At 64.1% G+C, this 12,281-nt stretch carries 12 protein-coding genes and 1 pseudogene; 3 read left to right on the forward strand and 10 right to left on the reverse strand.

Going from position 1 to position 12,281, the window contains the following annotated elements; genetic code table 11:
* Positions 1–232: 232 nt before the first annotated feature.
* The 5 genes from AWC19_RS25470 to AWC19_RS25490 all read right to left on the reverse strand — a co-directional run bounded on the left by AWC19_RS25470 (position 233) and on the right by AWC19_RS25490 (position 5,812).
* Positions 233–829: a TetR/AcrR family transcriptional regulator gene (locus AWC19_RS25470; RefSeq protein WP_019732906.1), complete on the reverse strand. Its 597-nt coding sequence runs from the start codon at positions 827–829 to the stop codon at positions 233–235.
* Entirely contained in the window at positions 829–4,056 is a 3,228-nt protein-coding gene (locus AWC19_RS25475; protein WP_024455269.1) for an MMPL/RND family transporter, read from the reverse strand. Before AWC19_RS25475 ends, AWC19_RS25470 begins: the two co-directional genes overlap by 1 nt.
* Positions 4,057–4,179: 123 nt before the next feature.
* The gene (locus tag AWC19_RS25480; RefSeq protein ID WP_003882618.1) at positions 4,180–4,605 is read right to left on the reverse strand and encodes a DUF6188 family protein; all 426 of its coding nucleotides are present in this window, start codon (positions 4,603–4,605) and stop codon (positions 4,180–4,182) included.
* Positions 4,606–4,679: 74 nt separating this feature from the next.
* The gene (locus AWC19_RS25485) at positions 4,680–5,240 is read right to left on the reverse strand and encodes a TetR/AcrR family transcriptional regulator (RefSeq protein ID WP_005099718.1); all 561 of its coding nucleotides are present in this window, start codon (positions 5,238–5,240) and stop codon (positions 4,680–4,682) included.
* Positions 5,241–5,299: 59 nt separating this feature from the next.
* A complete protein-coding gene (locus AWC19_RS25490) occupies positions 5,300–5,812 on the reverse strand; it encodes a PaaI family thioesterase (RefSeq protein ID WP_031344738.1) in 513 nt (170 codons plus the stop codon).
* Between the two features lie 145 nt (positions 5,813–5,957).
* On the opposite strand from AWC19_RS25490, the gene AWC19_RS25495 reads away from it, so the two are divergent.
* The gene (locus AWC19_RS25495; RefSeq protein ID WP_011725686.1) at positions 5,958–6,626 is read left to right on the forward strand and encodes a TetR/AcrR family transcriptional regulator; all 669 of its coding nucleotides are present in this window, start codon (positions 5,958–5,960) and stop codon (positions 6,624–6,626) included.
* 180 nt (positions 6,627–6,806) lie between these two features.
* Here the strand turns inward: AWC19_RS25495 and dszC are convergent, their stop codons facing one another.
* Genes dszC through AWC19_RS25510 form a run of 3 tightly spaced genes read right to left on the reverse strand, consistent with a single transcriptional unit; the run spans position 6,807 to position 10,479 of the window.
* Positions 6,807–8,054 (reverse strand): dibenzothiophene monooxygenase, encoded by a 1,248-nt coding sequence (gene dszC, locus AWC19_RS25500; RefSeq protein WP_023882538.1) that lies wholly within the window; start codon positions 8,052–8,054, stop codon positions 6,807–6,809.
* Positions 8,051–9,121 carry an ABC transporter substrate-binding protein gene (locus AWC19_RS25505; RefSeq protein WP_023900526.1) on the reverse strand — a complete coding sequence of 357 codons (1,071 nt, stop codon included), beginning with the start codon at positions 9,119–9,121 and terminating at the stop codon, positions 8,051–8,053. The genes dszC and AWC19_RS25505 overlap by 4 nt, the downstream gene beginning before the upstream one ends.
* Positions 9,121–10,479, reverse strand: coding sequence for an LLM class flavin-dependent oxidoreductase (locus tag AWC19_RS25510; protein ID WP_005099785.1), 1,359 nt, complete (start codon positions 10,477–10,479; stop codon positions 9,121–9,123). The genes AWC19_RS25505 and AWC19_RS25510 overlap by 1 nt, the downstream gene beginning before the upstream one ends.
* A 178-nt stretch (positions 10,480–10,657) precedes the next feature.
* On the opposite strand from AWC19_RS25510, the pseudogene AWC19_RS25515 reads away from it, so the two are divergent.
* Positions 10,658–10,909: pseudogene (locus AWC19_RS25515) on the forward strand (hypothetical protein); the annotation flags it as partial.
* Between the two features lie 199 nt (positions 10,910–11,108).
* Here the strand turns inward: AWC19_RS25515 and AWC19_RS25520 are convergent.
* Positions 11,109–11,465: a hypothetical protein gene (locus AWC19_RS25520; protein WP_085080878.1), complete on the reverse strand. Its 357-nt coding sequence runs from the start codon at positions 11,463–11,465 to the stop codon at positions 11,109–11,111.
* 107 nt (positions 11,466–11,572) lie between these two features.
* Positions 11,573–12,088: a TetR/AcrR family transcriptional regulator gene (locus AWC19_RS25525; RefSeq protein ID WP_372508574.1), complete on the reverse strand. Its 516-nt coding sequence runs from the start codon at positions 12,086–12,088 to the stop codon at positions 11,573–11,575.
* Between AWC19_RS25525 and AWC19_RS30975 the strand changes: the two genes are divergently transcribed.
* Entirely contained in the window at positions 11,996–12,187 is a 192-nt protein-coding gene (locus AWC19_RS30975) for a hypothetical protein (protein ID WP_245849334.1), read from the forward strand. The genes AWC19_RS25525 and AWC19_RS30975 overlap by 93 nt on opposite strands.
* Positions 12,188–12,281 lie beyond the last annotated feature (94 nt).

A 12,281-nucleotide genomic window follows, 5' to 3' on the forward strand; every position in this document is an offset into this window, starting at 1 on the left:
AACAGCACACCCGCGACCACACAGGTGGGGCCACTTTCGACCGCCCACCCGGGGCCAAATCAGGCTGTCACAGCCAGTCCGCCGCCGAACCACCGGGCCATCGCCGCAAAACAGCCCTCTGACCTGCGATGTGAGAACTTTCTTTACTGGTATCAAGCGTGTAGGCAACACCTAGGCCGCTCCAGCGCGGAACTCGCATTCCCTGACAACAGTGGCTCCGACGTCGCGGGAGCTATTCAGTTGCTGAGATGAGTTTCGGGAGGATTGCATTGTCGACCAGAGTTTCGATGGTGAGATGGGTCGGCGGGCGGTTGGAAAAGATGCATCGGAAGATCAGATAGCCTGGCAACAGGTCGCAGAGCTCTTCGTTGATTGTTGACGCGCCGATCTCGCCGCGGCTGATCGCCTGCTGTAGGACCTGCCGGACCAGGGTTCTCTGTTCATGAAGAAACCGGTCTTGCATAACGTTGTTGAGCGCGCGATCACGGGATATCTCGACAAGCACTGCCCGGATGGTGCTGGCGTGGTCTCGGCACTGTTTGTAGATGATCTGGCCGAGACACAACAAGTCGCCGCGCAGGGTGCCAGTGTTGGGTGCAACAGCGCTCTGACGGGTGCCTTCGATGACGGCCGCTAGGATCAGTTCAGATTTCGAGGGCCAGCGCCGGTAGATGGTGGCTTTACTGGCATGAGCAGCGCCCGCGACAGCCTCCACTGTTAGGCCGTGGTACCCACGATCCTGCAGGATACCCAATGCTACTCGCAGCAGCTCTGTCTCTCTGGGTGACCACGAAGTAGGTTCTACGTCCGGGTTGGTTGTCGCGGTCATCAGTTGTCGGATGTGAGCGATTCTGGGTCAGCTGCTTTCCCGTTTCCACTATCGGTCCCCACATCCATTCTTCGTACATGGTCGCCCCCAGGTGAGACGCCACCCCACTTCGCCGATATCTGGAGGTGCGGTCCGCGTGTTGCGCTCAGCGCGCCCACACCGGTGAGATGCTTAGCTGGCATCGATGCGGGGTGACGGTTCATGTGTGGCCACCAGCTGGCTTGGCGGAGCAGGGTGGCGATGGCTGGGACGGTGAGGGTGCGTACGAGGAACGTGTCCAGCAGTAGTCCGCAGCCGATGATGAGTCCGGTTTGGATCATGATGGCTACCGATCCGATCATCAGGCCGAACATGCTGGCAGCGAAGATCAGGCCGGCGGAGGTGATGACTGAGCCGGTGGTGGCTACGGTGCGCAGGACGCCGACGCGGATGTTGTGGGTGGATTCTTCGCGTAGTCGTGATACGAGCAGCATGTTGTAGTCGGCGCCGACGGCGACGAGGATGATGAACGCTAATAGTGGTACGGGCCAAGCGATTTCGTGGCCGAGGATCCATTGGAAGACGATGACTCCGATGCCTAGTGAGGCCAGGTAGTTCAGCACGACGGTGCCCAGCAGATATAGCGGGGCGATCAGGGCGCGTAGCAGGGCGATGAGGATGAGTCCGACGATGACCAGGGTGGCGATGGCCAGCTGGGTGAAGTCGGATGAGAGTAGGCGTTGGATGTCGGAGTTGACGGCGGGGAATCCGGCAACCGAGACGGTGGCTTGGGCCAGGGAGGTGTTGGGTCGGGCGGTGTTGGCGACGTCTGTGATCTGGCGGGCCAGGTTCATCGCCTCGCCGCTGTAGGGGTCCGTGCTGGTGTCGATGGCGAAGCGGGCGGTTTTGCCGTCGGGTGAGAGGAAATGTTTGGCGACGTCGGCGAATTGGCGGTTGTCGAAGGCTTCGGGGGGCAGGTAGAAGCCGGTGGCGGCATCGGATCCGGCGGTGGCGCGGGCGGAGTTTTGCAGTTGGGCCGCGATTTGACTCATCCCGGACAGCATTTGGATGTTGCTGTCGGCCAGGGTGTGCACGCCGGTGGCCAGGGCGCGTGCGCCGGAGGCCAGTTGGCTGATGCCGTGTTGGAGTCGGCCGATGTCAGCGGCCAGGTTCTCGGGGTTGCCGAGGGTTTTGAAGGCGTTGTTCATGGTGGCCACGGTGTGTTGAACTTCGGTGAGGGTGCCGGTGACGGTGGCGTTGGTGGCCGGGTTGTACTGGTCGCCCAGGGTGGCGAGCTGGGTGAAGAATCCGTCGTCGCGCAGGGTGGTCAGGATACTGACCTGGTCGCGGATCTGGGCGCATTGCGGGGTGGTCATACACCACGGTGAGGTGTTGAGTGCGGTGACGAGCGGGTCGAGGGCGGCGATAGCGTTCTGGGCGCGTTCGGCCAGGGGTCGGATGCCGGGGCCGGCTTGGATGGCGGTGTCGACCTCGGGTGCGGTGGCTGAGAGTTGTTGCAGCAGCGGGCCGAAGCGCTGCATGCTCTCACCGGCGGCGCCGGCTTGGGTGAGTACACCGCCCAGGGGGGTGAGCGCGGTGCGCACGGTGGTGTCGAGTTGGGCCAGGCCGCCGGCGAGTTGGTCGGCGCCGTGGGTGAGCTTGTCCAGGTCGGTGCGCCGGTCGTTGCCCTGGGCGACCGAGTCGGCCATCTTGTCGCCGATTTGTCCGTTCTGCCAGGACAGTTGGGCTTGGTCGAGGCGTTGCCCGGCCGGTCTGGTGATCCCGGAAACACGTGTCACGGCCGGGATTTGGGCGATGCGTGAGGCCATCTCGTCGAGGTCGGCCAGGCCTTTGCCGGTGCGCATGTCGGTCGGGTTTTCCACGACGAGGAATTCGGTGATGACGACGTCTTTAGGGAAATGGCGGTCCAGCAGCTGATAGCCCTGGTTGCTGGCGGTAGTGGCGGGCTGTCCTTGGCGGTCGTCATAGCTGATGGTCATGGTCGCCGCGGCCGCCGACAGTGCCACCAGGATGGTCAGGCTGATGACCAGCAGCGGCACCGGGCGGCGCACCACGGCCACGGCCACGCTGTTCCAGTAGCGTCGGGTGCGGTCGGGTTTGGGTTCGCCGATGCCGCGGGTGGCCGCCAGCGCCAGCACCGGGGGCAGCAGGGTCACGGTGGCGGCGAATCCGACTGCCACGGCGACCGCGCAGGCCGGGCCGAGTCCGGCGAACACACTCAAGGTGGCGAACACCATGGCCAGAAAGGCCAGGGCCACGGTGCCGGCCGAGGCCAGGATGACTCGGCCGATGCTGGCGGTGGCCGCGATGACCGCCTGCTCGGCGGGCACCTGGGCGCGGCGTTGTTCGTGGTAGCGGCTGATCAGAAACACGGTGTAGTCGGTGCCGGCGCCCAGCAGGATCGCGGTCATGAACGCCACGGTGAACTGCGAGACCGGCATGCCGATTTCCCCGAGTGCAGAGAGCACCCCACGCCCGACGGCCAGGCTGATCCCGATCACCAGCAGCGGCAGCAGCGCGGTGAACACCGACCGGTACACGATCAGCAGGATCAGCGCGATCAGCCCGGCGGTGGCGATCGAGATGAACACCAGGTCGTGCTCGGCTGAGGCGATCTGATCGGCGAACGTGGCCGGTGGCCCTGTCACATAGGCCGTGGTGGACGTGTTGGCGAATGCCGTGTCGGTGAGATCGCGCACGGCTTGCACGGATTCGGCCGCGGTGGGATCACCGAGCGTGCCGGCCACCCCGACCGGCAGATACCAGGCCTTGCCGTCACCGCTGACCGCCTGGGTTCTGGTGACCGGGTCGGCCAGCAGATCCTGGACCAGCAGGACATGGTCGTGATCGGCGCGCAACCGCCCTACCAGATCCTGATAGCGCAGCTGATTATCGGGGGTCAGACCGGCCGGGTCTTGCATCGCGACGAACAGCATCGTCTTGGACCCCTGCTCACCGAACGCCTCACTCATGCGGTCCACGGTCTGAAACGAGGGCACATCACGCGGGATCAGATCGACCGATTGTTGGCGCACCACCGTCTCCAACTGCGGGAACAGCAGCGCCAGCACCACCGCGGCCGCGATCCATCCACCGATCACTAATGCCTTGTGGCCCACCGTGAACGCCGCGAGCCGACCCAGCCGGGCGCTGTATTCCGAAGATCCGGACAGATCGACGCCGCGCCGGCCACGGGAAGGCCCAGCATCTCCGGTTCGATCGCCCATCCCCACGCCTCCCAAGAAACGAAACTATCGGTATCGCTACGATACTAATAGTCCCACACGAGGATCGGAAGGGCCGCGCCGACCTTTCGGGCCATGGTTGGGGCTGGGCGCGGTGGGGGTGAATTAACTTGCGGTGTCCTCAGATTCGTCGTCGGGCAGGTCGTGGCGCACCACCCGCACCCGCCCGCGGGGCAGGCATGCCATGTAGCCGTGGCGTTTGCCGTAGAGCTCCCAGGAGGTCGCGGCCTCCTGGGGGGCGACATCGATGCGATGCCCGCGGGAAAAACCCAGGTGCAACCCGCCGCCCTCGTCGCACCACGCGCCCGTGCACACCGCGCCGGCCAGGTCCAGCAACGGACGCTGCTGGACCGAGACGTTGCCCGGGTCGATGAGGACCTGCTCTTCGGGATAAGACGAACCGATCGGCGGCAGGGTCAGCCGGATCGGGGTGGCGATCACCAATTCGTTGTAATCGTCGAGGTCGAGCACCAATCCGTCGCGCAACGAGACACGCTGAACGGTGCACCGCTCGATCCAGGGGGTATGCATGCCCGGGTCCCTTTCGACACGTCATTGTGTCGCTTTATGGTACTGGGAGTAGCGCAGCGATACTACTAGTATCGCTAAGTGGTGGTGTCGGTGCCGTGCACCAGCTGTCGGGTTGTGCGGTCGATGCGCTCGCGGGCCAGGTCCGCATCGATCCGGCCGCCGATGACGGCGATCAGGTTGGCCAGCCACACGTCGGCGATCAGGCTGGCCACGTCACGGTCATGCGCGCTGGGTGTGGGCCCGCCCAGGGCGCGGGCCAGCATGTCCTCGATCACCGCGACAGCGTGCTCGATCGCGCCGGCGGCCTCGGAGTCGGCCACGACGAACGCACGCACCATCGCCTCGGTCAGGTGCGGGTTGGCCTGCCAGGCCATGTGCAGGTGGGTGGTCAACCGCCCCAGCCGGGCCTGCGGCGCCAGTTCACCGGTAGTGCAATCGAATTCGGTGTCGAGACGTTCGAATTCGCGGGCCAGCACCGTCACCAGCAGATGGCTTTTGGATCGGAAATGCCGATACAGGGAGCTGGCGGCAATGCCGGCCTGCGCGGCCACCGCACGCATCTGCACACCGTCAAAACCTTGTGCTGAGGCTACCGCCCACGCGGCATCCAGGATCGCCTCGCGACGCACCAACACCGAGTCCGCCGGCCGGCGCGGGTGCCGCACCCGGTCCCGGGGTGCGGCGGTGGGCGCACTCACCGCGACCCCGCGTCGGGGCCGGCGCCACCGTAGCGGGTCAGCTCGGCGAACAACTCCCCGAAACCGCTGATGTCACCGTGGGCGGCGAAATGGGCCGCATCCACCGTGATGAACACCGCCGAGGCGGTGAACCGGGTGACACCGTCCACACCGACCCCCACCCCGTCCACATGCAACGCCCGGCCCTCGCGGGAGGCGATCCGCGCGGTCAGCCGATGCGTACATCCCAACGGCACCGGCTGCAGATAGTCCACCGTCAAACGGCGCGTCACCGCCGGGGTGGCCGCGATCCACAACGAAAAACCCAGCACGTCATCACAGGCCGCGGCGATCGCGCCACCGTGCGCCAGCCCCGGCGCACCGATATGGCGCTCATCGAACACCAGATCAGCGAACACCTCATCGCCGCACCGAAACACCTCCAGCTGCAAACCGTGCGGATTGTCCGACCCGCAGCCCATGCAGGTCGGCGTGTGCGACGGCAACCGCTGCGGCTGATCAACACCCATCACGGCCTCCTCGCACCCGGGCAGCCCCGCCACCGCGTCCCGACCCGGGACCGCCGGTACTAGCAGTTTCGCTGCGCTACTATCGGTACCATAACCGGGAGTGCGGGGGCAACGCACCGGCAATCGGAACACATCAGGAGGTCAGGTGGGGACGCAGCCCGCGGAGACACCCGACGACGAGGACGACGTCGACCCGCGCCGCACCCGATCACGCACCCGACTGCTCGACGCCGCGGCCAACCTGCTCAAAACCGGTGGGATCGAAGCCGTCACCATCGACGCGGTCACCAAAGCCTCCAAGGTCGCCCGCACCACCCTCTACCGCCATTTCAACAGTTCCTCGCAACTGCTCGCGGCCACCTTCGAACGCCTTCTGCCCCAAGTCATCCCGCCCGCCCCGACCAGCGGCACCCTCCGTGAGCGGCTCATCGAACTGCTCTCCCGCCAAGCCGACCTGTTCGCCGAAGCGCCCGTACAAGTCACCACCCTGGCCTGGGCCGCGTTGGGCCCCGCCGAGACTCACGAACCAAACACTGTGCAACACGCCGGTGCCGGCACTCTGCGGATGCGTGTGATCGAACAATACCGACGGCCGTTCGACGAAATCCTGTACAGCCCCGAAAGCGTCGATCAACTCGGCGAACTCGACATTGAACTCGCACTCTGTCAACTTGTTGGCCCTCTGGTCTTTGCCCGAATGACCGGTCTACGCGTCATCACCCACCAAGATTGCACCCGCATCGTCGAAGGCTTCATTGCCGCGCAAACCGGCGATCAACCGGCTTGGGTCGAGGCGTCGAGTCCGAACCAATAGCGCTAATGAGACTGCTCTGAACCACGTTCCGTCGCTTGGCCAGCCGCATCCGGTTGGGTCACACCGTCACCCAACGACCGCATTGTTGCACCCAAAACGGCGGGACCGTCGGCCACCACTGGGTAAGACGGACCCGCCGATCTGACGAATTCACGCGTGCCCGGCAGCGCGACGCCGGGGTCAGGAAGTGAAGCCGGGTATCGGATAGCGTTGGTTGAGGACGTAGTTTCCGACTTCAGCGATTTTGTAGGAGACAGGATCGTGCAGCGTGTGGGTGCGGATGTTGCGCCAGAACCGGTCGAATCCGTATTTGGGGTGGGTGCCGCGGGCACCGATGACCTCGAAAATACGGCTGGTCACGTCCAGGGCCGCTTGGGTGGCTATGGCTTTGACTCCAGAAATCTGCACCATGAGTTCGCCGCGTTCCTGCGAAGTTAATGCGTCACCTTTGTCCCACGCGGCCTGTAGGAGTTGTGCGGCCTCGCGGGCTGCAGCATCGGCGGCTTGTAGTTGGATGCCGAATTCGCCGTAGCTGCGAATGGTGTACGGATCTTCGACGGCTTGAGTGACCCCGGCCGGCGTCCAAGGACGTGCCTGCGTTCGGGTGTACTCGCGGGCTGTCTCGAGCGCTCCGCGCGCGATCCCTAGGTAAACCGAGGAGAACACCAACTGCACGATCGGGCCGAACAGGCTTCCGCGCCCGGACGCCAGGAACGCCTCGAGGATGGCATTGGGTTTGCCGAGCACCTCGTCGGGACGGACCGCAACATTGTGGAATTCGGTGGTGCCGCTGTCGGTGCGCCGCATCCCCAGCGCCTGCCAGTCATCGTTTGGCTGAACGCCTTCTCTGGTGGTGGGAATGGCCGCCGCTACGATGGCACCTTGCTGTGGGAAACCCTCCGGTATCACACCGAACACCAAGAGCAGATCTGAGCCCTTGGCGCCACTGCTGAAGTGCTTAATGCCGTTGAAAAAGTACCCGCCGTCATCGGCCGGGGTGGCCGTCACCTTCCAATCCAGGATGTGGCTGTTGTTCTCGCTGGAGGCGTTTCCGGTCCACCAATTGTTTTCGGCCAGTTGACGAAGCAGGCGTTCCTTTTGCTCGGGTGAACCCCACAGATCGATAACGGCTGGGGTGCTGAGGTGGTATCCGAACAAGTGCCCAAGGGATCCGTCGACCTTGGCGATCTCGCGCACCACTTCCAGGGCGGTAGGCCAGTCGGCTCCCCAACCGCCCAGGTGCCGGGGAACGGTCACCGAGAGCAGCCCACTGGCGCGTAGATCCTCACGCTCTTCTGTTGCCGAACCACCTGCCTTGTCGCGCTCGACGACGGTAGTTTGCCACTTTCGCGTCAGCTCGCGCGCGACCTCGATTGGGTCGCCATGCCTACTGTTCTGTGCCGTGGTGGTGTCATCGGTCAACGTCATTGCTGTTCTCCAGTCGCGGATTGGGTGAGGAATTGCGGTGCTGCCCACTGTGTGAGGTCCACCGGACGGTCGAGCAGATTGTGGTCGATGAGGAACTGTTGAGTTTGGTCGACAACGGCCAGCGCCGAGTCGTCAAGCGTTGGGATCAGATGTTGGGCGAAATCAGCGCCGAAACCGCGTCCGATCGCCGAAGGTGCTACCCCGAGGTTGGCGGCATGGATGCCAACGGTGTCCTCGGGGTGGGCCTGTGCCCAACGGCCGGCTTGGACAGCCGCATCGACGAGTCGTTGCACCAGGTCGGGTCGCTCGTCAACCAACTGGGCGCTGACCGTCCAAACACTGGCATACCGGTTTCGTTTGTCGTCGCCGAGATCGGCGAGTACCCGCGCGCCGCTGAGGTCTTCTAGCTCCGCCGCCCAGGGCAACCACGTGAATAGCGCATCAACGTTGCCACTACTCAGGATGTCGCTCTGGTGGGCGGCCACGTCGGGAAACAGGTCAGCGCCTTTGACACTGGCCGCTGCTTCCAGCCGCTCTTCGGGCACGTCGACGCCAGGGCTTTCGATACGCACCAATTCGACGTCACTGATCCCGATGCCTCCGATATGCAGGGTCTGCAAAAGTCCCCGCGCCTCCCAGGTGCCCAGCGCGATCAGTGTTTGCCGCCACGGATCCAATTGCCGGTAGTCACCCAACTCGCCGGTGAGAATGCGGATCGCTGCGCCGGACACACCCACCCGCCGACCCCGCAGCTGCTCGGGTGATGTCACCGGGCTGTCAGCACGGACATAGATCCCTTGCCGACCGGCCAGAGGTGTGATGCCCAGCAGACGGGTGCGTCCTGGTGCTCGCAGGCCCTCACTGATAAGAGGTGGAATTTCGCCACCAAAACGGGTGTAGGCGGGATGATCGTAGGTGAAATGCAACCCAGCTTGCGCGCCGCTCAGCACATTCAGCGAAATACCGTTGCCAGCCAACAGGTTTGACTCCAGCGCTGTCAGCAACGCGTTAGGAACCGGGCAATTGCTGTAGGCAAGAATATCTCGATCTATGCCCGTGGTGGTCATCAGATGCTCCCAACTTCAGGCCGAGCCAACCCAAGGTGCTCACGCAGCGTTGCCCCTTCGTACTCAGTACGGAACACACCACGTTGCTGCAGCAGCGGCACCACCTGGTCGACGAATTCCTCGTAAATCCCAGGCAGATACGCCGCCGAAATGATGAATCCGTCAGCGGCCCCGGCCTCAAAGTGACTAACCAATTGATCAGCGATCTGTTCGGCAGTTCCGGCCCACTGCGGTACAAACCCGACGTTGGTGCCGTATCGTCGACCCAGCTCGGCCAACGTCAGGTCCGCACCGCCACCGGCCACCGCAGAAAACATCTGCAACATGGTCGGCACGTGACGATCACCGAGATCGGCGACGATGTCGGAAAACTTCGTATCCAGCGGATACTTGGAGAGATCCAAACCGCTATGGCTCGACAACGTCGACAAACCCACCTCGGGATGGACCAGAGAATTGAGATATTCCAGACGCTCACGGGCCACCTGCTCAGTCTCACCGAGTACTGGCATTACCGCGGTGAACACCTTTGTTTGCTCCGGGTCACGTCCCGCGGCCGCAACGTGAGCTTTGATGTCCTGATAGACCGCGCGCATGATGTCGAGGTTGGGCGAGACGCTGAATACTGCTTCGGCCCAGCGCCCCGCGAAGCGACGCCCGCGCGGTGACAAGCCGGCCTGCAGGATCACCGGTTCGCCCTGGCGTGACCGTGGAACCTGCAAGGGGCCACGGACGGACAACCAGTGGCCACGATGATTGACGTATTGAACCTTCTTGGGGTCGGCGAACCGACCGCCAATCTTGTCCAACAACAAGGCATCCTCGGACCAAGAACTCCATAGCTTCTTGACTGCCTCCAAGAATTCGTCAGCGCGGTCATATCGGATGTCGTGCTCAAGGTGCTCGTCCACGCCGAAGTTGCGTGCTTCCGAGTCGTTGAGCGACGTGACCACATTCCACGAGATCCGGCCATCAGACAGGTTGTCGAGCGTGGCAAACACCCGAGCCACGTGATACGGCGGGTAGTACGTTGTGGAAACCGTAGCGCCCAGACCCAAACGTTCCGTCACCGCAGCCATAGTCGCTATCACGCTGGTCGGCTCCAGCGCCACCGCGCCCTGGCCACCCAGGCCGACCCCGGTCTCCAAGTTCTCACCATAGCTGTCTTCGATGGCCAGGCCATCGGGAAGAAATAACAGGTCAAACTTTCCCCGCTCCAGGGTCCGTGCAATCTGCTTGTAGAACTCGCCAGTCAGAAATCCGTTCGTGGCACCAACATGGCGCCACGCGCCATGCGCGTGAGTGACGTTGCCGGCCGAGAAAAACCCGGCCAAATGTAGTTGGCGTTGTTCAGCCATTATCAGCAGTGCCTCCGTGGGGATCAGATACCGGACACCGATGCTCGACCACCAGCCTGGACCCCAACAGGGTTAGGAGACCAATGATTTTTAAGGCCCCGGAGTGTGTCGTCGGTGGCCCGGCACCTACCTATCTCGGGGTAACCGGACGGCTGCCAGGAGGGTATATTAGGAACTTGTCACCAACCTGGTGCTGCTGTGCCCCTATCACCACCGGTTACACCACCGCGGCGTCATCACCATCGGCGGGCACCCCGACGATCTGGTCGTCACCGACAACACCGGCGAGACGCTAAGCCCCGCATCGCTGGCGCGTCCCCCGAACTTCCCCCCGCCCGACGTGCCACCGTGCCGCGGGCCGCTCGGCGAGCGCGCCGACTGGTGGTGGTACCAGCCCTTCGAGCCAAAACCACCACCCACCAACAACTAGGGTCGTTACCAAAGCGGGTCGACACCCGCTGAGCCTCAAAGGCTCTGGGGCATAGTCGATTTCGTGCCGCGACACCCGCTGCACCCGAACACCGCCACGCCCAGGCGTGCCCCACGGTAAGACGGGACCCTATGCGGGCGTTGCGAATTGGCCCACGGGCTCTACCGCGCGGCCGCACGAGCCGCGCCGCGCGCCGCGATCAGCTTGGCGGCGGCGGCGGCGGCGGGGGAGCTCCTTCGGGCGGGATCGCGCCGTTGCAGCCCCCGGGCGGTGGCGGGCCGGGGAGGGGTTCGTCGCCGCCGACGCAGTCGTAGTAGAACTGGGGGCCGACGATCCATGTCTTCATCCATTGGTGCCAAAACGAGCCGTCGGGGTATTTCTCGCCGTCGCACACGGCCAAATTGCCGTAACCCCAACGACCGCCGGGACAAAAGCCTTTCGTCATGTCCGGCTGGTGCGGGTCGGGCGGGTCGGCGCTGGCAACCGGAACAGAAAACGCAAACGCCGCAGCACAACCGAATATCGCAGCGCCCCGGCGAGCAAGCATGAATCTCATCCCGACTCCCTTAACCGCTCAGACGACGTCAGCACGCCTCACCAAATCGAAACTTATATCAACCGGCCATGTGACTCGCACGAAATCGCGACGATTTGGTGTCGAGTTCAGGCCGGCGGGCGCCCCCGCCGCAGGCCCAGCATGACCTGGTGGATCGCGGTGCAGAGGTCGTGGCGGACGGCTTTGCGTCGGCGGTTTGGAACCTCGGCCAACAAGATACCGGCATGGGTGATCATGCCGCTGAGAAGCTGGGTCATCGCGTCGACGGGAATATCGTCGGCGAATACGCCCGCGTCGATCAGGCCTTGCCACAACAGGCGGACGTTGCGGCGGATGTAGTGATCCTCGGATTCGCGCCAGCGCCGCCACCCCAGGCCGACCGGACCCTCGATGTAGAGCAGCCGCGCGACAACCCGGTCGAGGGAGACGTCGAGGGTGGCCGAGAGCGCGGCCAGCGCGGCCCGCCATGGATCGTCGCCGTGTCGTGCGGCCGCCTCGTACACCCGCCGCTGTGCCGCCTCGTTGCATCGATGCACGACAGCTTCGAAGAGGGCCCGTTTGTCTGGGAAATGGTGATAGACGGCGCCTTTCGTCACCCGCGCGGCGGCCGCGATATCAGTGATGGAGCTCGCCGTGAACCCGTCTTCGGCAAACGCGTCGGCGGCGGCGTCGAGGATGGCGGCGCGCGTCTGTTCGGCGTATTCCGCGCGACGATTCTTTGACACTGTCTACGGCTAGGAAAATAGTCGCGCAAAGACCCCTCGCATACCCGGAGTTTGTGACGTGCGCCAGATATGGAGCCGCCAGCCGCGAAGG

The organism is Mycobacterium palustre (genome assembly GCF_002101785.1).
Taxonomy (GTDB): domain Bacteria; phylum Actinomycetota; class Actinomycetes; order Mycobacteriales; family Mycobacteriaceae; genus Mycobacterium; species Mycobacterium palustre.